We start from the raw sequence: 18,857 nt of genomic DNA, 5'->3' as shown, positions 1-18,857 counted from the left end.
CAGGGTCAAGTCAGAGGCCGAGCAGGACGGGCATCGCGTTTACCGCGCCGTGCACCACGAGCAGCGGCCACATGCGGCGGTACCGCGACCACAGGTAGCCGAGGAACAGCCCGGCGACCCCCTGGTTCACGATCACCGACGCCAGGTCGACGGCGGGACGGCCGCTGCCCTGGATGGCCACGTGCCAGACCGCCCACACCAGCGACGCGAGCACGATCGCCGGCCAGCGTCCCAGCAGCGACTCCCACCGGGTCTGCAGCCACCGCCGGTAGAAGACCTCCTCCAGCAGTGCGTTCACCGCGAAGGCCACCAGCAGCGTCACGACCAGCTCGACCGGCCCGACGGTCCGCCCCCAGTCGCTCGCCGGCACGGCCAGCGGCGTCGCGTAGCTGAGCGCCAGCCACACCGCCACCGGCAGCGCCGGACCCCACCGGTGGGCGGCGTCCGCCGGGGCCGGGCCCGGCGACCACCGTGGCGGCCGGCGGCGCGCGGCCAGGAACACCACGAGGGGTACGCCGAGCAGCAGCGCGAGCTTCAACACCGTGTACGCGGGTTCGCCGCCCAGCAGCGGCATGACGGCGGCGAACGCGATCCCGGCCAGCAGCAGCGGCACCGCCTCGCGGTACGGCGCGACCGGGTCCGGCCACCTCGGGTCGGGCGCGGGCGGGATCAGCCGGATCAGCGCGATCCCGGCCAGCGCCGGGATCCAGCGGCTCCACATCGGCACGGTGCCGTCGTGGTCGGCGCTGTAGCGGATGCCGGTGTTGCCGGTTGCCACCAGGAAGACTGCCGCGACGGCGATCAGGCCGAGGCCCGCCAGGAGGACCACCCGTCCGGCGCGGGGATGACGGCCGGCGGTCGGGACGTCTGTCGTCATCGCCGGCACGGTACCAACGCGCGGCGAACGACCCGGGCGGCTCAGCCCTTGAGCGGGTCGTGCCCCCAGTTCATCAGCGACCAGCGCCACCTGGTGTCCCGCACGTCCCCGGACGGCCGCTGGGCGAGGTGGCGGTGGACGTACCCGATCACCTTGCGCATGTGCTTGTAGTCGGCGGCGGTCAGGTCGGCGCGTTTGCGGCGCAGCAGGTCGACGATGCGCCGGCCGGAGTCGTGCCCGACCGACTCGCCGCCGGCGGTGCCCTTCTTGTGCCAGCCGACGTGCTTGGACTCCTCGGTCTCCAGCCAGCGGGACAGCTCACCCGGCTTCATGTTCACCGCGTCGGTGAACTCCCGGTACGTCTGCTGCGGGTCCTCAGCGCGACTCATGGCGCAGCACCTCCGGGCGGTGGGCGACGTCGCGGCCCGAGTCGTCGTTGGTGATCCGGTACTGCGGCTGCTCCGGCGAGGCGTTCACGGTGTGCCCGCGGACGTGGGTGCGCTCGGTCAGCTTCTCCTTGACCACCCCGTACGCCCGGCCGCTGTGGCTGGCCCAGGAGACGTGGTCCCCGGCGTGGAACTCCTTCTCGGCCATGCCGCCCGGTTACCCGGAGTGGATACCGAGTAACGGCGTCGTCAGGGCCGGATCTCCGCGATCGGCAGCTTGATCGCGAAGGGCTCGGGCAGCTCGATCACCTCGCCGCTGTCGTCCACCAGCTCGTACTGCCGCTCGCCGCCGGGGCCGATCCGGTCACCGAGGCGGTACGCGTGGAGGTGCACCGGATCCTGCTCGATCCGCCAGTAGAAGGGGATCCCCGCGGCGGCGTATTCGCCCGGCTTGGCGAACCGGTCGACGCGCCGGGTGCCGGGGGAGACGATCTCGACGGCCAGGACGACGTCCGCCGGTCGCAGGAGGGACCTGTCGCTCGGCAGCCCGGCGTGGTGGAGCAGGACGTCCGGTTGCCGGCTGGTGTTGGGGCTGAGCCCGACTCCGACGGCTTGGGACGCCCGCAGGTGAGCCGGTGCGTGCGATCGAAGCCAGAGCCACAGCAGGCTGGAGATTGTCTGGTGGCCCAGGGTGGGGGAGGGTGTCACCTGGAAGACTCCGTCGACGAGTTCGACGCGGGGGGCGTCGTCCGGCAGGGTGAGCAGATCCTCCAGCGTGTAGTCCGCACGCTGCTGCCGCATCGGGTCCGGACACCAGGGGCCAGGTGATGTCGGGATGGGCTCGGCGCTCATGCGGCGAGCGTACCGCCGGGTGCCGGAGCTCGTGTCGCACCGGACGTGCGACGCGCTCAGCCCGTGGGCTTCTCGGCGACGAAGATCGCGGTGCCGGGGAACAGCCGGCCGCGCAACGGGCTCCACTGCCCCCAGATGCCCTCGTGCCCGGCCGGCCACTCCGGCTCCACCAGGTCCAGCAGCCGGAACCCGGCGCCGACCAGCTCCCGGATCCGGTCGCCCAGGGTGCGGTGCTGCTCGACGTACGTGGCCACGCCGTGCTCGTCCTGCTCGACGTAGGGGGAGCGGTCGAAGTACGAGTGCACGGCGGTCAGCCCGCCCTCGCCCGGGTCGTCCAGGAAGATCCAGCGCATCGGGTGGGTGACCGAGAAGACCCACCGGCCGCCGGGGCGCAGCACCCGGGCCACCTCGCGCATCGCCGCCGCCGAGTCGTCCACGAACGGGATCGCGCCGAACGCGGTGCAGACCGTGTCGAACGCGGCGTCGGCGAACGGCAGGGCGAGCGCGTCGGCCTGCACCAGCGGCACGCGTACCCCGGTGCGTTCGGCGGCCTCGGCGGCGTGCCGCAACATGCCGGCGGACAGGTCCAGCGCGACCGGCCGGGCGCCCTGGGCGGCGAGCCAGCGGGCGGCGGCGGCCGCCCCGGCGCCGAGTTCGAGGATCCGCCGGCCGGCCACGTCGCCGAGCAGCCGCGCGTCGGCCTCGCGCAGGCCCTCCGGGCACCAGACGAAGTCGGCGTCACCGAGGAACGCGCCGTGCTCGGCCTGGTACGCGTCGGCGTCGGTGTCCCACCAGCCGCGGTTGGCCCGGCGGATCTCACCGGCGTCGACCCGTCGGCGGGTCACCCTGTCGTCGTCCACCCGTCCACGCTAGGTCCGGCGGCGTCCGGCCGGTCGGGTGGGGTGGCGGTTGGGACGGGTGTGACGGACGAGACAGCTGTGGCCCCTTACCGCGCAAAATCTCCGCTTTCGCAGCGGATGAGTTCGCGCGGACCCGGGAGGGCTTGCACGCTGTGGTAATGCAGCGGGTAGGCTAGACGATGCGCTCGCGGATCGTGTGCCTCGGCAGGGAGCAGGTGCGCGGTCACCGGAGCCACTAATGATCTTCTCGCGTCGATCGTTCGGTGTGCCCGGCGACGGATCCGTTGGCGCGGCAGAGTCACCGCGACACCCATGCCCGCTGTGACAACCCATCCGACCGGAGCAACCGCCCACATGACGAGCAGCATCGAGGCCACCTCGAGCGCCAACAAGGTCACCCACGACGACCTCGGCTCTGAGGAAGCTTTCCTCGCCGCGATCGACGAGACCATCAAGTACTTCAACGACGGCGACATTGTCGAAGGCACCGTCGTCAAGGTCGATCGGGACGAGGTCCTGCTCGACATCGGCTACAAGACCGAGGGTGTCATCCCCTCTCGGGAGTTGTCGATCAAGCACGACGTGGACCCGGCCGAGGTCGTTTCGGTGGGCGACCACATCGAGGCCCTCGTCCTCCAGAAGGAGGACAAGGAGGGTCGGCTGATCCTCTCCAAGAAGCGGGCGCAGTACGAGCGGGCCTGGGGCACGATCGAGAAGATCAAGGACGAGGACGGCGTCGTCCGCGGTTCGGTCATCGAGGTCGTCAAGGGTGGTCTCATCCTCGACATCGGCCTGCGTGGCTTCCTGCCCGCGTCGCTCGTCGAGATGCGGCGTGTGCGTGACCTGCAGCCGTACGTCGGCCGCGAGCTCGAAGCCAAGATCATCGAGCTGGACAAGAACCGCAACAACGTGGTCCTGTCCCGCCGTGCCTGGCTGGAGCAGACGCAGTCCGAGGTGCGCACCGAGTTCCTCAACAAGCTGCAGAAGGGGCAGGTCCGCAAGGGCGTCGTCTCCTCGATCGTCAACTTCGGCGCGTTCGTCGACCTGGGCGGCGTGGACGGCCTCGTGCACGTCTCCGAGCTGTCCTGGAAGCACATCGACCACCCGTCCGAGGTCGTCGAGGTGGGCCAGGAGGTCGAGGTCGAGGTCCTGGACGTCGACCTGGACCGCGAGCGGGTCTCGCTGTCGCTGAAGGCGACGCAGGAGGACCCGTGGCGTCAGTTCGCCCGCACCCACGCGATCCAGCAGATCGTGCCGGGTAAGGTCACCAAGCTGGTGCCGTTCGGCGCGTTCGTCCGGGTGGACGACGGCATCGAGGGCCTGGTCCACATCTCCGAGCTGGCCGAGCGCCACGTGGAGATCCCGGAGCAGGTCGTGCAGGTCGGCTCCGAGGTCATGGTCAAGGTCATCGACATCGACCTGGAGCGCCGCCGGATCTCGCTGTCGCTCAAGCAGGCCAACGAGGGCTTCGTCGAGGGCGAGGAGCACTTCGACCCGACCCTCTACGGCATGGCCGCGACCTACGACGAGCAGGGCAACTACATCTACCCGGAGGGCTTCGACCCGGAGACGGGCGAGTGGCTCGAGGGCTACGACAAGCAGCGCGAGACCTGGGAGCAGCAGTACGCCGAGGCACGTCAGCGCTGGGAGGCCCACACCAAGCAGGTGCAGACCTCCCGCGCCGCCGACGCCGAGGCCGCTGCCAACCCGGCTCCGCCCGCCACCAGCGGCACCACCACCTCGACCTCGGCCCCGAGCCGTCAGGCCGAGGAGCCGGCCGGCACGCTCGCGACCGACGAGGCGCTCGCCGCGCTGCGGGAGAAGCTCGCCGGCGGCAAGTGACCGGACGCTGACACCGGCTCGTCCCACCGGACGAGCCGGCGACCGCCTCTGACGACGGGCCCCGTCCCCGCGTTCCGCACCAGCGGAGCGCCGGGGGCGGGGCCCGCGTCGTGTGCCGGGACGGTTTGGCATGTGGACGAGCGATCCGGTTGACTGTCCGGGTGCTGAAGGTGGGGCTGACCGGCGGAATCGGATCGGGCAAGAGCGCGGTGGCGAGCCGCCTCGCCGCGCTGGGCGCGGTGATCGTCGACTCGGACCGCATCGCCCGCGAGATCGTCGCGCCCGGCACCGACGGGCTGGCCGAGGTGGTCGCCGCCTTCTCCGACAGGGTCCTCGACGCCGACGGGGCGCTGGACCGGGCCGCCCTCGGCGCGCTGGTCTTCGGCGACGAGGCCGCCCGCCGCACGCTCGAAGGGATCACCCACCCCCGGGTACGCGCACGCAGCGCCGAACTGGTCGCCGCCGCCCCGGCCGACGCGATAGTCGTCAACGACGTCCCGCTGCTGGTCGAGGTGGGGCTCGCGCCCACGTACCACCTGGTGGTCGTGGTGCAGACGGCCGTGCCGACCCGGATGGCCCGGCTGACCCGCGACCGGGGCATGGCCGCGGCGGAGGCGCAGCGGCGCATCGCCGCGCAGGCCGACGACGCCACCCGGCGCGCGGTCGCCGACGTGCTGCTGGCCAACGACGGCACGCTCACCGAGTTGCACGCCGCCGTGGACGCCCTCTGGCGGGACCGCCTGGTGCCCTACGAGCGCAACGTCCGCGAACGCCGCGCCGTGCCGGCCGACCCGGCGGCGCTCGCCGGGCCGGACCCGACCTGGCCCGAGCAGTACGCCCGGCTGGCCGCCCGGATCCGCCACGCGGCGGGCGGTGACGTCCGGGTCGACCACGTCGGCTCCACCGCCGTGCCGGGGCTGGCCGCGCCGGACGTGATCGACATCCAGGTGACTGTCTCCTCGCTGGACGAGGCGGACGGGCCGATCGCGCAGCGGCTGGCCGAGGCGGGCTTCCCGCGCCTGCCGGGTGACTGGTGGGACGTCCCCCGGCAGCCGGAGCCGGTGCGCTGGCCCAAGCGGCTGCACGGCGGCGCGGACCCGGGGCGTCCGGTGCGGCTGCACCTGCGCGAGGCCGGCTCGCCCGGCTGGCGGTACGCGCTGCTGATGCGCGACCACCTGCGCGCCGACCCGGCGCGGCGGGCCGACTACCTGCAGGTGAAGCGGGAGCTGGCGGCCACCGCGCCGGAGCACGCCGCGTGGGGCACTGTCAACGACCCGTGGTTCGACGAGGAGCACCTGCGCGCCGAGGAGTGGGCCGCGCAGACCGGCTGGCGTCCCTGACGCTCACCCGCGGCCTCGCGCGCGGCGGCGGGCGGGTCAGCGCGACGCCGGGCCCGCTGGACCGGCGGACACACGGCCCGGCGTGAGGTCGAGCCGGACCCAGACACCGGACCCGGTGCGCAGTTCCAGCCGGCGTGGCAGCCCACCGCGGTCGAGCCACCAGCGCCTGCCGCCCGGCACCTCGACCACGTCGACGGTCCGGTCGGCGACCCGGTCCTCCCGTACCCGGAGGGCGGCGCCGTCCGGCGCGTGCGTCCCGGCGCGCAGCGCCGCGTCGATCAGCCGGTCCAGGTCGTCGCCGGGCGGGCGCGCGGGCGCCGCGAGCAGCCCGGCCGGCATCGGCGTCGGCGGCGTGGCCGGCCCGTCGGGGGACCGGTGCGCCTCGGCCACCCGGCCCGGCCGGACCCAGCGCAGGGTACGCCGGCCGCTGCCGTCCTCGATCACCACCAGGTACGCCGACGAGGTAGCCCAGCTCAGCGTGCCCGTGCCGCGCAGGGTGGCGGACGGGCCGAGCGGGGCGGTCACGGTCACCGCCGCGCCGCCGACGGCGCGCAGGCGGGCGGGCAGCGCGGCCAGCCGCTCGGCCTCGTCGTCGGTGAGGGCACGGGGTTGCCCGGGCCGGCCGCCGAGGGCGTCCACCGGGTGCAGCGTGGGCCGGTCCGCGCGGCTCAGCTCGACGGTGACCGGGGTGCCGTCGGCCAGCCGTCCGGCGAGCCGGTGCAGGCGGGCGTCGGCGTCCAGCCAGAGCGTGGGCCGCGGGTCGCCCGGCACGGCGAGCGGGGCCTGGAGCACGTCCACCGGGATGCCGCCGACGCTGTCGTGGCGCAGCCACCGGCCGTCGGCGCCGGGCGGGTCGACCCGCCCGGCGCCGAGCCCGATCAGCAGGTCGCGTACCGCGCCCAGGCCGTGCCCGCCACCCGGGGCCCGCATCCGCCAGCCGTCAGTGGGCGGCACCAGCGGGGGCCGGGCCGGCGTGGGGAGCGCGCCGGGGTCGGGGCGCACGAGCAACGCGGAGCCGGTGGCCTGGGCCAGGCCCCGGTCGGCGTCCGCGCCGGGGCCGCCGACGTCCAGGTAGACCAGGGGGCGGGCCCAGTCGACCCAGCCGACCAGTTCGGTACGGGCGCCGCCGGCACCCACAGTGACCCGGACGCCGGCGCGTACGTCGCGCAGGTTGGTGACCCGCAGCGCGGCCACCCGGTCGGCCTCGGCGGAGGTGAGCGGGCGAGTCGTCCCGGCCGGTGCGTCGGGCCCGGGCGTCCCGGTCAGCAGCGCGGCGACCAGCGCCGTCGCGGAGATCACGGCGGCGCCGGCGAGCGCGGCGAGCATGATCCGGCGGCGGCCCGGCCCGTCCGGTGGGTCGTCGGCGCCGTCCAGTTCCGGGCCGCCTCCGGGCCGGGCCGGGTGAGCGGGGGAGCGGCCGGTGACGAGCTCGCGGCGGCGCCGGCCGGCCACGGTGGCGGGCCGGGCCGGCGTGCTGGTGCGGGCGCGGCGGTGCCGGCGGCCGGGCTCACGGGGCACGGACTGGTCGCCGCCGCCCCGGGCGGTGAGGCGGCGGGGGCGACCCGCGCCGCGCGGGCGGCCGGCGTCGTCGGCGGACGGGGGCGCGCCGGTGTCGGGCGGCTCGCGTCGCGGCCGGCGGTCGGGAGAGGTCCCCACGAGTGGAAAACGCGAGAGCGGGGTTTCGGTGACGAGCAGGGGCGCTCGCGGCGGCCGGTCAGCGCCTGCGCGCGACCACCGTCGGCGCGCACGCCGGTCGACCCGGGTGCTGCGGCCCTGGCGCCGGGGGCAACCGGCCCTCGGAAGGGGGCGGTCGCCGGCCCGGTCGGCCGCCGCGAGCGGCCTACGGTACGAGGGTAAACCCGTGAGATGAGCCACACAATGGGAATATCGAAGCTGATCAGGGACGGTCCGTGGTCGTGGCCGGAAGTGTCGGACCGCGGGCGTACGGTTGGTGTCATGGCGCTCGACATTCCCCGGCTCGACGGCCGCTTCCAGGTCGTCAGTGAGTTCCAGCCGGCCGGTGACCAGCCGGCTGCCATCGACGAGCTTGAGCGTCGCGTGCGGCGCGGCGACCGCAACACGGTGCTGCTCGGCGCGACCGGCACCGGCAAGAGCGCCACCACGGCGTGGCTGGTCGAGCGGCTGCAGCGGCCGACCCTGGTGCTCGCCCCCAACAAGACCCTCGCGGCCCAGCTGGCGAAGGAGTTCGGCGAGCTGCTGCCGCGCAACGCCGTCGAATACTTCGTCTCCTACTACGACTACTACCAGCCCGAGGCGTACATCCCGCAGACCGACACCTACATCGAGAAGGACTCCTCGATCAACGAGGAGGTCGAGCGGCTGCGGCACTCGGCCACCATGTCGCTGCTCACCCGGCGCGACGTCATCGTGGTCGCCACCGTCTCGGCGATCTACGGGCTGGGCACGCCGGAGGAATACCTCGACCGGGCAGTGCGGGTGAAGGTGGGGCAGGAGCTGGACCGTGACCAGTTGCTGCGGCGGCTGGTCGACATCCAGTACACGCGCAACGACATGGCCTTCCAGCGCGGCACCTTCCGGGTCCGCGGCGACACGCTGGAGATCATCCCGGCGTACGAGGAGCTGGCGGTCCGGATCGAGCTGTTCGGTGACGAGATCGAGAAGCTCTACTACCTGAACCCGCTGACCGGTGACGTGGTCCGCGAGGTCGACAGCTTGATGATCTTCCCGGCCACGCACTACGCCGCCGGCCCGGAGCGGATGGAACGGGCGATCCGCGACATCGAGGCCGAGCTGGGCGAGCGGCTGGCCGAGCTGGAGCGGCAGGGCAAGCTGCTGGAGGCCCAGCGGCTGCGCATGCGCACCACCTACGACATCGAGATGATGCGGCAGGTGGGCTTCTGCTCCGGCATCGAGAACTACTCCATGCACATCGACGGCCGGCTGCCCGGCAGCCCGCCGCACTGCCTGCTCGACTACTTCCCCGACGACTTCCTCACCGTGGTCGACGAGTCGCACGTGACGATCCCGCAGATCGGCGGCATGTACGAGGGCGACGCCTCCCGCAAGCGGATGCTCATCGACCACGGCTTCCGGCTGCCCAGCGCGGCGGACAACCGTCCGCTGCGCTTCGACGAGTTCCTGGAGCGGGTGGGCCAGATGGTCTACCTGTCCGCCACCCCCGGCCCGTGGGAGCTGGAGCAGGCGCAGGGCGAGTTCGTCGAGCAGGTGATCCGCCCCACCGGCCTGATCGACCCGGAGGTCGTGGTCAAGCCGACAAAGGGCCAGATCGACGACCTCATGCACGAGATCAAGCTGCGCACCGAGCGGGACGAGCGCGTCCTGGTCACCACGCTCACCAAGAAGATGGCCGAGGACCTCTCCGACTACCTGCTGGAGAACGGCATCCGGGTGCGCTACCTGCACTCCGAGGTCGACACGCTGCGCCGGGTCGAGCTGCTGCGCGAACTGCGCAAGGGCGACTACGACGTGCTCGTCGGCATCAACCTGCTCCGGGAGGGTCTCGACCTGCCCGAGGTCTCCCTGGTGGCGATCCTCGACGCCGACAAGGAGGGGTTCCTGCGCAGCGGCCGGTCGCTGATCCAGACCATCGGCCGGGCGGCCCGTAACGTCTCCGGCCAGGTCCACATGTACGCCGACAAGATCACGCCGTCGATGGCGGACGCGATCGACGAGACCAACCGGCGCCGGGCCAAGCAGATCGCGCACAACGAGGCGAACGGCATCAAGCCGGAGCCGCTGCGCAAGAAGATCCACGACATCCTCGACGACATCTACCGCGAGGCGGAGGACACCGAGAACAGCAACGTCGGCGGTGCCGTGCGGCAGCTCTCCCGGGGCAAGGCGCCGGTGAAGGAGACCCGCAGCCGCCGGGGCGCCGCGACCACCCCGTCCCGCGAGGGCATGGCCCGGGCCGACCTGGCCAACCTCATCCAGGAGCTCAACGACCAGATGCTCGCCGCCGCGCGGGAGCTGCAGTTCGAGCTGGCCGCACGCATCCGGGACGAGGTCGCCGACCTCAAGAAGGAGCTGCGCGGGATGGACGCCGCAGGAGTCCGGTGACCGGCGTGACGGCCGGGGTGGCGCGATGCTGACCGAGGCCGTCGTCGCGCGCCCCGATCCGCGACTGCGCCAGTGGGTGGACAGCTACCTCGGCTACCGCGAGGACGTGTCCGTCCCGCTGGCGCGCCGGGAGGTGGCGGGCGCGTTCGTGGTGCTGATCCTGGGCTGGGGCGCCCCGATGGACGTCGCCGACCCGCGTGACCGGGCCCGGGGCGCGTACGGCACGAACGCCTTCCTGGCCGGCCCGTTCGACAGCTGGTGCGCCACCCGCACCGTGGGGACGGGCACCGGGGTCCAGGTGATGCTGACCGCCCCGGCGGCCCGCCGCCTGCTCGGGCTGCCGCTGGCCGAGCTGGCCAACCGGGCGGCGCCGGTCGACGCGGTGGCGGGCTGGCTGGCCCGGCTGCGCGACGAGCTGGCCGCAGCACCGGGCTGGCCGGAGCGCTTCGCCCGGCTCGACGCCGCGCTGTCCGCGCGGCTGGCGGCGACCACGCCGGTGGACCCGCACCTGCTGGCCGCCTGGCGGCGGCTGAACGGCGGCGGGGAAGCGGTCGGCGTGGCCACCCTGGCCGAGGAGCTGGGCTGGTCGCGTCGCCACCTGTCGGTCCGGTTCCGACGGGAGTTCGGCCTGCCGCCGAGGACCGTCGCCCGTCTGCTGCGTTTCGACCGGGCGTACGCGAGCCTGGGCCGTACCGTGCTCACCGCGCCCTCCGCCGTGCCCGACGACACCGGATGGGCGGAGCGGGCGGCCCGGTGGGGCTACTACGACCAGTCGCATCTGATCCGGGAGTTCCGCGAGTTCGCCGGCGTCACCCCGGCCGCGCTGGCCGGGCCGGGATCTCATTCGTCCAATCCGGCCTGACCGAGGCGGCGGCAGACTGGCGGCATGCAGAGCGTTTATCCCGTCTTGCGCTATCCCGACGTGCGAGCCGCCGTCGACTTCCTCTGTTCCGCGTTCGGCCTCACCGTGCGCGAGCTGCACGAGCTGCCCGACGGCACCCTGGTCCACGTCGAGCTGGAGTACGCCGGCGATCTGGTGATGCTCGGCCCGGGGCCGGCGCCGCAGCCCCGCCCGGCCGACGACGACTACCGCGTCTACCTGGCGATCGAGGACGTCGACGCGCATCACGAGCGGGCCGGGGCGGCCGGCGCGGAGATCATCAGGGCGCCGTTCGACACCGACTACGGCTCCCGTGACTACATCGCCCGCGACCTGTCCGGGCACGTCTGGTCGTTCGGCACCTACCGCCCCTGAACGACTGGCGCCTACTCCGGGCGTGGTAGCGCTGTGTGGGCGAGGTATTGCCGAGCGTGATGGTCATGCGTACTCTCCTCCCCTGGGAGGCGTGCATGCCGTTGTCAGCAAGTCCCGTGGTCCGGAGGGCGCGGCTCGGTGTGGAGCTGCGCCGGCTGCGCCGTCGCGAGTCGCTCACGTTGGAGCAGGTCTGCGTCCGGCTGGGTTGGGCGTCCACCTCGAAGCTGTCCCGCATCGAGCTGGGGCAGAGTCGGCCCGACCTGGCCGACGTGCTCGACCTGCTCGACGTCTATCAGGTGCCGTCACCGCAGCGGGACGAGCTGATAGTCATCGCCCGGGACGCCGCCACCGGACGCGGCTGGTCCCGGGCGCTCGGCGAGATGGGCGAACGGCAGCGGGCGTACGTCGAGCTGGAGGCGGGCGCCGAGCGCATCGTCGAGTATCAGTGCGCGCTCGTGCCCGGCCTGCTCCAGACCCCGGCGTACGCCCGGTTGCGCGTATCGGCGGGCGCGGCGCTGACCGGGGACGTGGACGTGGAGGCCGAGGTCCGCGCCCGCGCGGCGCGTCAGGAGCTGCTGATCCGGCCGGATCCGCCGCACTACACGGCGCTGATCGACGAGCGGGTCTGCGACCCGGACGGCCTGCCCGGTGACGTGTGGCGTGACCAGATGCGGCATCTGCTCGCGCTCGCCGAGCGGCCTCGCGTCAGCGTCCGGCTGCTGCCCGGCGCGTCCTGCGGCGACGGCCCGCACCCGCTCGCGCCGTTCTCCTACTACGCCTACCCCGATCCGGCGGACCCGCGCACCGTGCTGGTGGAGACGCTGACCACCGACGTGCGCCTGGTGTCCGAGACGGACGTGAGCCACTACGAACGGGTCATCGAGCGGCTGCTCGCGGTCGCGCTGCCACCCGATGCCACGGCCGAGCTGGTGGCCCGGCGGCTGGGGGCCGCGCCGGTGCCCCGTCAGCGCGATCCGCACGACCTGGGCTGACCGGCGCGAGCTGGATCGACCGGCACGAGCTGGCGCGACCACCGGGCCCGGCGCCCCCGATGACCGTCGGGGCCGGTGGCCGCGCAGCGCGCAGGCTACGGCACGGGTACGACAGTTCAGGCCGGGACGTCGGTGAAGTGCTCGACCAGCGGCGGCCCGGCGAAGTACGGGCCGATCAGCCCGCGCCACTGCGCGAACCGGTCGGTCTGGCGGAAGTTCACGTCGTGCGCCTCGACCGAGTCCCACTCGACCAGCAGGACGAACCGGGTGGGCGACTCCACGCCCCGAGTCATCCGCACGGAACGGCAGCCCTCGGCGCCGGCGAGGATCGGCCGTGCCTGCGCGTAGGCGGCGGCGAAGTCGTCCTCGTTTCCGGGCGTCACATCGATCAGCGCGACCTCAAGAACCATGTCCGCAGCCTGCCATGCCGCCCCGCCGGGTGTACGCACCGGGGGAGACGCCCGGGCGAGAGTTGCTGGGCTAGCCTCCTAGGATGCGCTGCGCGGGGTGAGGCGGCGCACGTCACCCAGCCATGCGACGGCCCGGAGATGCGGCACCTGGGTGTGATGGTGAACAATGGCGCCCGAGGAGGGGAGTATTCCCTCGCGGTGGAGTCGTCAGCACGGAAGAGCGCCGGTACCTTACGGTGGCCCGACCCGGCTCCGTCGGTCGGAACCTGCTGTCAGGCTCCGGCGGAAGAGACCTCCGACAGTCACCCCTGTCGGCGTCGACGCACCCCTGCAGCCCACCCGGCGTACGGTGTGCCCGAGGCCGCGTGTCTGCCGGAGGATGGATTTGAACGTGTCCGCATTGGTGTGGGCGGTAACGCTGATCGCGATGATCGCGGTCCTGCTCGCCGACCTGTTCATCATCGGCCGGCGACCGCACGAGCCCAGCGTCCGCGAGTCCAGCCTCTGGGTGGGCTTCTACGTCGGCCTGGCGCTGATCTTCGGCGGGGTGCTCTGGCTGACCGCCGGTGGCCGCGTGGCGGGGGAGTTCTACACCGGCTGGCTCACCGAGTACAGCCTCTCGGTGGACAACCTCTTCGTCTTCGTCATCATCATGGCCCGCTTCGGGGTGCCCCGGCAGTACCAGCAGAAGGTGCTGCTCGTCGGCATCATCCTGGCGCTGGTCATGCGCGGCGGCTTCATCGCGGCCGGCGCGGCGCTGATCTCCCAGTTCTCCTGGGTGTTCTACATCTTCGGCGCGTTCCTCATCTACACCGCGGTGAACCTGGCCCGGCAGGGCGAGCCGGACGAGGACGAGTTCAGCGAGAACGTGCTGATCCGGTGGAGCCGGCGGGCGCTGCCGCTGTCCCGGGACTACGACGGGGCGAAGATCACCACCCGGGAGAACGGTCGGCGGCTGTTCACCCCGATGCTGATCGTGATGATCGCGATCGGCACCACCGACCTGATCTTCGCGCTCGACTCGATCCCGGCGATCTTCGGCATCACCCAGGAGCCGTACCTGGTCTTCACCGCCAACGTCTTCGCGCTGATGGGGCTGCGGCAGCTCTACTTCCTGCTCGGCGGCCTGCTGGACCGGCTCATCTACCTCAGCTACGGCCTCGCCGTGGTGCTCGGCTTCATCGGCGTGAAGCTGATGCTGGAGGCGCTCGCCGACAACCACCTGCCGTTCATCAACGGCGGCGAGCCCGTGGGGTGGGCCCCGCACATCCCGATCTGGCTGTCGCTCACCGTCATCCTCGGCACCCTGGCCGTGGCCACTGCGGCAAGCCTGGCGAAGTCGTCGCGGGACCGGCGACGGGAGCTGGTCAAGACCCGCCCCTGACCGCAGGTCAGACGCGGTGCGCGCCGACGAGCGTGGCGGCCCGGTCGGCGGGCAGCTCCTCCTCGACCACCCGGCGGGTCAGGTAGCAGGCGTGCAGCATCCGGCGCCGGCCGCCGTGCGGCTCGGCCGACACGATCCCGACGTGGTGGACGCGCCGGCCGGGCCGCGCGAAGAAGTAGAGGTCGCCGGGACGTTCGTCGCCGAGCGCCACCGGCGTCGTCGCGTCCGCCTGGTCGTCGGCGTCGCGGGGGAGCGTGATCCCGTGCCGCCGCCAGGCCAGGTGGACCAGCCCGGAGCAGTCGATGCCGTCGGTGGACAGGCCGCCCCAGACGTAGAGCAGGTCACGCAGCCGCTCGGCGACCGCGAGCACCTCCTTGGCCTCGGGGCGTTCGGCCGGCAGCGGCACCAGGTCGCCCTCCGGGGCCCACAGCGGGTCGGCCCGACCCGGTACGCGGACCGGTCGCCCGCCGTCCACCGGCCGCCCGGCCGACTCCAGGCGGGTGCCGAGCACCAGGCCGCGAAGCGCCGGTGCTCCACCCGGCGAGGCGTGCAGCGTGGTGTGGGCGACGTCGACGGTCAGCGCGGCGCCGGCCGGCTCGGCGGTGGTCAGGTGGGCGGTCCGCACCCAGCCCGGATAGCCGTCGGCGCCGTGTTTCGCGGCGGGCTGGCCGAGCGCGACGACGCGGGCCCAGCCGTCCGGCCGCGTCTCGGTGATCCGTACCGGCTCGCCGAGCAGCAACTGGGTCAGGACGCAGTCACCGACCCGCTGGTCGCGGTCCATCCCGGCGATCCAGCCGGCGACGTCGGGGCAGTCGGCGAGAGCGGGCCGGTCGATCGGGCGCACCGCATCGGGTGCTGTCCACAGGGTCGCCACCGGCACCCGTACGACGGCCTGTCGGCACGGTTGAGGCGCCACGCGTACCCCTCTCTGGAATGCTTCTCCGGGCGACCATATGAAAAATTCTGCCGCTACTCAACCATGTGACTGAATTTTAGCTTCACGGAGGCCGGTGACGCCGAGACCCGGCGCGTCCGGCAGCAGCACGCTCGCGCCCTCGTACCGGATGCCGCCGGTCACCGGCGACCAGGCCAGCCACCAGGCGGCGTCGAGGTCCGACACGGCGGTGGTGCCGTAGGCGGCGACCAGGCTGGCGGCGGCGCCCACGCCGACCGGGCCCTCCATCATCGAGCCGACGATGGTGCCCATGCCGTGCGCGGCGGCCAGGTCCAGCAGCGTGCGGGCCGGTTGCAGCCCACCGCACTTGGCCAGCTTCACGTTGACCATGTCGGCGGCCCGCCGCCGGATCACCTCGACCATGTCCCGCACGTCGAAGACGGACTCGTCGGCCAGGATCGGCAGCCCGACCCGGTCGCTGACCCAGGCCAGCCCGTCCAGGTCACGGCGGTGCACCGGCTGCTCGACCAGCTCGACGTCGAGCCCCGCGTCCTCGATCGCGCGGATCACCCGCACCGCCTCCCGGGGCGTCCAGCCCTGGTTGGCGTCCAGCCGGATCCGCACGTCCGGCCCGACCGCGGCCCGCACCGCGCGCACCCGGTCCAGGTCGCCGCGGGCGTCGGTGCCGACCTTGAGCTTGAGCACCCCGAACCCCTCGGCGCCGCGCCGCGCCGCCGTCGCGGCCAGGTCGACCGCGTCGCCGGCGGCCAGCGTGACGTCCGTCGGCACCCGCAGCGCCGTGCCGCCGAGCAGACGCACCAGGGGTACGCCGAGCCGCCGCGCGGCCAGGTCGTGCAGCGCCACGTCGACCGCCGCCTTCGCCGACTCGTTGCCCACCACGGCGCGACGCACCAGGGCGCAGCCCGCCTGGAGGTCGTCGGCGTCCCGGCCGATCAGCAGCGGCGCGAGCAGTTCGCGTACGCACGCCTCGGCGCCGGCCACCGACGCGCCGGTCACCTGCCAGACCTGCGGCGCCTCACCGAAACCCGAGCGGCCGTCGCCGTCGATCACCTCCACGACCAACGTGTCCACTGTGGTGGTGCGGCGCAGCGCGGTGACGAACGGGGTGTGTAAGGGGGCCGACAGACGGTGGGTGCGTACCGCGGCGATGGTCATGTGGGGCACCCTATAGCCAACTGGCGGCGAGCAGGGGAGGGCCGATGACCGGGCGGGAATGGGAGCTGGTGGGCGCGCCGAACGCGCGTGACCTGGGCGGACTGCCGACGACAGACGGGCGGCGGGTACGCGCCGGGCGGCTCATCCGCACGCCCGCGCTGGGCCGGCTCACCGACGAGGACCTGCCGGTGCTGGGCAAGCTCGGCCCGGCCTGCGTGGTGGACCTGCGTGACGTCCACGAGCAGGCGGTGGCCCCGCCGGACCGGCTGGCCGGTGCGCCCCGCGTGGTGCACCTACCCGTCTACGACGCGGCGCATCCCGTCTTCACGTACGTCTCGGCGGTGCTGCAGGGCCACGACCTGAACGCCTACGCGGCGCTGGCCCGGGAGGGCATGCCGGGGGCGATGACGGCGATCTACCGCTGGTTCGTCACCGGCGAGTCGGCGCGGGCCGGTTTCAGCGCGGCGGTGCGGCTGGCCGTCGAGGACGCGAACCTGCCGCTGCTGTTCCACTGCTCGGCCGGCAAGGACCGCACCGGCTGGCTGTCGGTGGTGCTGCTGACCGCGCTGGGCGTCCAGGAGGAGGCGATCCGCGCCGACTACCTGGTGCACAACGAGCTGACCGAGAGCCTGCGCGAGGTGCTGCTGTCCGCGATGATCCAGCGCCGGCCGGACCTGGATCCGGCGGTGGCGCGGCCGCTGCTGGAGGTGCGCCCGGAATACCTGGACGCCGCCTACGACGAGGTGCGCCGGACGCACGGCTCGTTCGAGGCGTACCTGCGCGACGGTCTGGGGGTGACCGACGCGGACCGCGCGGCGCTGCGCGAGCGGCTGCTGGAGTAGCCGGGTCAGCCGGCCAGGTCGTGCCGCGCCGCCCAGACCCGCGCGGAGGCGTGCGCGATCAGCCGGCAGGCGTCGTCCTCCACCTCGTCGCCGTCCGCGCCGCCGTCGGCCAGGTCGGTGGTGGTGCAGACGACGATCGTGTACGGCGGCGCGTCGTCCGGGAAGACCACGCCGGCGCCGTGGCGCACGCCGCGCACCCAGCCGTTCTTGTGCGCGATGCGGGTGCCGTCGGGCAGCCCGGCGGCCAGGTCCTCGCGGTGCTCCTGGGCGGCGAGCACGTCGAGCATGGCCGCGCAGGCAGACGGCGAGGCGAGCGGGCCGGGCCGGGTCGCGCCGAGCGCCAGCTCGCCGAGCAGGGCGGCCAGGTCGGCGGCGGTGACCAGGTTGTCGATGCCGGAGTCGCGGGCGGCGAAGTCCTCGATGCCGCGGCCGGTGACGCTGTGCCGCGCCCCGGCGAGCGCCCACGCCCGCGCCACGGCGGGCAGCCCCACCTGGCCGATGCAGATGTTCGTGGCCAGGTTGCTGGACCGGACGATCATCCGTTCGGCGAGCCAACGCAGCGGCGCGTCCCCGCCGACGCGGTCCCAGACCGCCTCGTCGTTGTCGTAGTTCCGGGCGTTGGCGAACCGGGGCGCGCCGGGCAGCGCGGAGTCGAACGAGTTGCGCACCGGCACCGGCGCGTCCAGGTCGAGCCGGCCGGCCTCGGCGGCGCGGAACAGCGCCACCAGCACGGCGAGCTTCATGGTGCTCGCCGCGTAGTGGGTGGCGTCGGCGCGCCGCGTCCACGCCGGCCGCGCGCCGGGCCGGCCCACGTACGCGGAGACGGTGCCGGGCACCTTGTCCAGGTGCGCGTCGAGCTCCTCCCAGGTCATGGGGGCACCGTAGCCGATCTGCGGGGCAGCGGCGGGCCCGGTGCGGGGCTAGCGTGCGGAGATGACGACCCCGTTGTACGACGACATCGCCGACTGGTACGAGGAGTACGCCAGCGAGACCTCGTCGGTCTACATGGACCGGATCCGGTCGGTGCTGGCCGGCCTGCTGGGCGAGGGCCCGGGCCGCTGCCTGGACCTGTGCTGCGGCACCGGCGCGCACGCGGCCGAGCTGCGCCGTCTCGGGTGGACGCCGGTGGGTGTGGACCTGTCCGGCGGGCAACTGCGCCACGCCCGGTCGCGGCTGCCGGTGGCCCGGGCTGACGCGACAGCGCTGCCGCTGGCCGCCGGCGCGGTGCCGGCCGCGGTGTGCGTGCTCGCGCACACCGACATGCCCGACTATCCGGCCGCGCTCGCGGAGGCGGCGCGGGTGCTGGCGCCCGGTGGCCGGCTGGTGCACGTCGGGGTGCACCCGTGTTACGTGGGCGCGTTCGCCGACCGGTCCGAGCCGGAGCGGATCGTGATCGACGGCGGGTACGCCTCACGGGAGCACACGCTGCGGTCGTGGAACGCCGTGGGGGTGCGGGCGCGTGTCGGCGCCTGGCACCTGCCCCTGGCCGACCTGCTCAACGCCGTCACCGCGGCCGGTCTGGTGGTGACCCGGGTGGTCGAGTCCGGCTCCGGGCCTGTCCCCGACGCCCTGGCGATCGCCGCCACCAAGCCCCGCTGACGCCTCGTCCCCGCGATCGTCCTGTTACGGGCGTTCGTCCGGGTCCGTGCCGCCACCGCTGTCGCCCGACCTCCACCGTGGTCGG

18 protein-coding genes and 1 pseudogene are annotated in these 18,857 nt (G+C 73.5%); 9 read left to right on the top strand and 10 right to left on the bottom strand.

Annotated elements, in window-relative coordinates; translation table 11 throughout:
* Window positions 1-10: 10 nt before the first annotated feature.
* The 5 genes and pseudogenes from HA073_RS17555 to HA073_RS17535 form a co-directional block, all read right to left on the bottom strand.
* Window positions 11-877: a CPBP family intramembrane glutamic endopeptidase gene (locus HA073_RS17555; protein WP_166456871.1), complete on the bottom strand. Its 867-nt coding sequence runs from the start codon at window positions 875-877 to the stop codon at window positions 11-13.
* 44 nt (window positions 878-921) lie between these two features.
* Window positions 922-1,266: pseudogene (locus HA073_RS17550) on the bottom strand (DUF3140 domain-containing protein); the annotation flags it as partial.
* Entirely contained in the window at window positions 1,253-1,471 is a 219-nt protein-coding gene (locus HA073_RS17545) for a DUF2945 domain-containing protein (RefSeq protein ID WP_043329581.1), read from the bottom strand. The gene HA073_RS17545 and the pseudogene HA073_RS17550, both read right to left, overlap by 14 nt.
* A gap of 41 nt (window positions 1,472-1,512) precedes the next feature.
* Entirely contained in the window at window positions 1,513-2,064 is a 552-nt protein-coding gene (locus tag HA073_RS17540; protein WP_166456870.1) for a Uma2 family endonuclease, read from the bottom strand.
* 107 nt (window positions 2,065-2,171) lie between these two features.
* Window positions 2,172-2,975 (bottom strand): class I SAM-dependent methyltransferase, encoded by an 804-nt coding sequence (locus HA073_RS17535; protein WP_113972497.1) that lies wholly within the window; start codon window positions 2,973-2,975, stop codon window positions 2,172-2,174.
* Between the two features lie 312 nt (window positions 2,976-3,287).
* Here HA073_RS17535 and rpsA point away from each other — a divergent pair, with 312 nt between their 5' ends.
* Together rpsA and coaE are read left to right on the top strand one after the other, a co-directional pair.
* On the top strand, window positions 3,288-4,817 hold the full coding sequence (gene rpsA / locus HA073_RS17530) for a 30S ribosomal protein S1 (RefSeq protein ID WP_051611429.1): 1,530 nt from the start codon (window positions 3,288-3,290) through the stop codon (window positions 4,815-4,817).
* A gap of 161 nt (window positions 4,818-4,978) precedes the next feature.
* Window positions 4,979-6,157 (top strand): dephospho-CoA kinase, encoded by a 1,179-nt coding sequence (coaE, locus tag HA073_RS17525; protein ID WP_069089072.1) that lies wholly within the window; start codon window positions 4,979-4,981, stop codon window positions 6,155-6,157.
* A gap of 36 nt (window positions 6,158-6,193) precedes the next feature.
* Here the strand turns inward: coaE and HA073_RS17520 are convergent, their stop codons facing one another.
* Complete coding sequence (locus HA073_RS17520; RefSeq protein WP_240925821.1) at window positions 6,194-7,813, bottom strand: hypothetical protein; 1,620 nt, start codon at window positions 7,811-7,813, stop codon at window positions 6,194-6,196.
* A 300-nt stretch (window positions 7,814-8,113) separates the two neighbouring features.
* Between HA073_RS17520 and uvrB the strand changes: the two genes are divergently transcribed.
* The 4 genes from uvrB to HA073_RS17500 all read left to right on the top strand — a co-directional run bounded on the left by uvrB (window position 8,114) and on the right by HA073_RS17500 (window position 12,466).
* Entirely contained in the window at window positions 8,114-10,219 is a 2,106-nt protein-coding gene (gene uvrB / locus HA073_RS17515; RefSeq protein WP_043329585.1) for an excinuclease ABC subunit UvrB, read from the top strand.
* 25 nt (window positions 10,220-10,244) lie between these two features.
* Entirely contained in the window at window positions 10,245-11,081 is an 837-nt protein-coding gene (locus tag HA073_RS17510) for a helix-turn-helix transcriptional regulator (RefSeq protein WP_166456869.1), read from the top strand.
* A gap of 24 nt (window positions 11,082-11,105) precedes the next feature.
* On the top strand, window positions 11,106-11,474 hold the full coding sequence (locus HA073_RS17505; RefSeq protein WP_043329588.1) for a VOC family protein: 369 nt from the start codon (window positions 11,106-11,108) through the stop codon (window positions 11,472-11,474).
* 95 nt (window positions 11,475-11,569) lie between these two features.
* Complete coding sequence (locus HA073_RS17500) at window positions 11,570-12,466, top strand: DUF5753 domain-containing protein (RefSeq protein ID WP_030503826.1); 897 nt, start codon at window positions 11,570-11,572, stop codon at window positions 12,464-12,466.
* A gap of 116 nt (window positions 12,467-12,582) precedes the next feature.
* On the opposite strand, the gene HA073_RS17495 is transcribed toward HA073_RS17500, so the two are convergent.
* Window positions 12,583-12,876 (bottom strand): antibiotic biosynthesis monooxygenase, encoded by a 294-nt coding sequence (locus tag HA073_RS17495; RefSeq protein ID WP_030503827.1) that lies wholly within the window; start codon window positions 12,874-12,876, stop codon window positions 12,583-12,585.
* Between the two features lie 385 nt (window positions 12,877-13,261).
* On the opposite strand from HA073_RS17495, the gene HA073_RS17490 reads away from it, so the two are divergent.
* Window positions 13,262-14,260 carry a TerC family protein gene (locus HA073_RS17490; protein WP_043329590.1) on the top strand — a complete coding sequence of 333 codons (999 nt, stop codon included), beginning with the start codon at window positions 13,262-13,264 and terminating at the stop codon, window positions 14,258-14,260.
* A gap of 7 nt (window positions 14,261-14,267) precedes the next feature.
* On the opposite strand, the gene HA073_RS17485 is transcribed toward HA073_RS17490, so the two are convergent.
* Both HA073_RS17485 and HA073_RS17480 read right to left on the bottom strand, forming a co-directional pair.
* On the bottom strand, window positions 14,268-15,104 hold the full coding sequence (locus HA073_RS17485; RefSeq protein WP_223201373.1) for a C40 family peptidase: 837 nt from the start codon (window positions 15,102-15,104) through the stop codon (window positions 14,268-14,270).
* A gap of 129 nt (window positions 15,105-15,233) precedes the next feature.
* A complete protein-coding gene (locus HA073_RS17480) occupies window positions 15,234-16,331 on the bottom strand; it encodes a mandelate racemase/muconate lactonizing enzyme family protein (protein ID WP_043329594.1) in 1,098 nt (365 codons plus the stop codon).
* A gap of 44 nt (window positions 16,332-16,375) precedes the next feature.
* On the opposite strand from HA073_RS17480, the gene HA073_RS17475 reads away from it, so the two are divergent.
* A complete protein-coding gene (locus tag HA073_RS17475) occupies window positions 16,376-17,173 on the top strand; it encodes a tyrosine-protein phosphatase (RefSeq protein WP_043329595.1) in 798 nt (265 codons plus the stop codon).
* Window positions 17,174-17,178: 5 nt separating this feature from the next.
* Here HA073_RS17475 and HA073_RS17470 read toward each other — a convergent pair whose 3' ends face one another.
* A complete protein-coding gene (locus HA073_RS17470) occupies window positions 17,179-18,045 on the bottom strand; it encodes a serine hydrolase (RefSeq protein WP_113972493.1) in 867 nt (288 codons plus the stop codon).
* Window positions 18,046-18,106: 61 nt separating this feature from the next.
* Between HA073_RS17470 and HA073_RS17465 the strand changes: the two genes are divergently transcribed.
* Entirely contained in the window at window positions 18,107-18,772 is a 666-nt protein-coding gene (locus tag HA073_RS17465; RefSeq protein WP_166456868.1) for a class I SAM-dependent methyltransferase, read from the top strand.
* Window positions 18,773-18,857 lie beyond the last annotated feature (85 nt).

It is taken from the genome of Micromonospora sp. CMU55-4, assembly GCF_011602315.1.
Classification (GTDB): Bacteria; Actinomycetota; Actinomycetes; order Mycobacteriales; family Micromonosporaceae; genus Micromonospora; species Micromonospora chalcea.
The sequence above is the reverse complement of the archived record's forward strand: the minus strand, read 5'-3'. Positions and strand labels throughout refer to the sequence as shown.

Excerpts from the sequence above, each read along its gene's own strand:
- HA073_RS17555 (WP_166456871.1), bottom strand. The coding sequence starts at position 877 with ATGACGACAGACGTCCCGACCGCCGGCCGTCATCCCCGCGCCGGACGG.
- HA073_RS17545 (WP_043329581.1), bottom strand. The coding sequence starts at position 1,471 with ATGGCCGAGAAGGAGTTCCACGCCGGGGACCACGTCTCCTGGGCCAGC.
- HA073_RS17540 (WP_166456870.1), bottom strand. The coding sequence starts at position 2,064 with ATGCGGCAGCAGCGTGCGGACTACACGCTGGAGGATCTGCTCACCCTG.
- rpsA (WP_051611429.1), top strand. The coding sequence starts at position 3,288 with ATGCCCGCTGTGACAACCCATCCGACCGGAGCAACCGCCCACATGACG.
- uvrB (WP_043329585.1), top strand. The coding sequence starts at position 8,114 with ATGGCGCTCGACATTCCCCGGCTCGACGGCCGCTTCCAGGTCGTCAGT.
- HA073_RS17510 (WP_166456869.1), top strand. The coding sequence starts at position 10,245 with ATGCTGACCGAGGCCGTCGTCGCGCGCCCCGATCCGCGACTGCGCCAG.
- HA073_RS17505 (WP_043329588.1), top strand. The coding sequence starts at position 11,106 with ATGCAGAGCGTTTATCCCGTCTTGCGCTATCCCGACGTGCGAGCCGCC.
- HA073_RS17500 (WP_030503826.1), top strand. The coding sequence starts at position 11,570 with ATGCCGTTGTCAGCAAGTCCCGTGGTCCGGAGGGCGCGGCTCGGTGTG.
- HA073_RS17495 (WP_030503827.1), bottom strand. The coding sequence starts at position 12,876 with ATGGTTCTTGAGGTCGCGCTGATCGATGTGACGCCCGGAAACGAGGAC.
- HA073_RS17480 (WP_043329594.1), bottom strand. The coding sequence starts at position 16,331 with ATGACCATCGCCGCGGTACGCACCCACCGTCTGTCGGCCCCCTTACAC.
- HA073_RS17475 (WP_043329595.1), top strand. The coding sequence starts at position 16,376 with ATGACCGGGCGGGAATGGGAGCTGGTGGGCGCGCCGAACGCGCGTGAC.
- HA073_RS17470 (WP_113972493.1), bottom strand. The coding sequence starts at position 18,045 with ATGACCTGGGAGGAGCTCGACGCGCACCTGGACAAGGTGCCCGGCACC.
- HA073_RS17465 (WP_166456868.1), top strand. The coding sequence starts at position 18,107 with ATGACGACCCCGTTGTACGACGACATCGCCGACTGGTACGAGGAGTAC.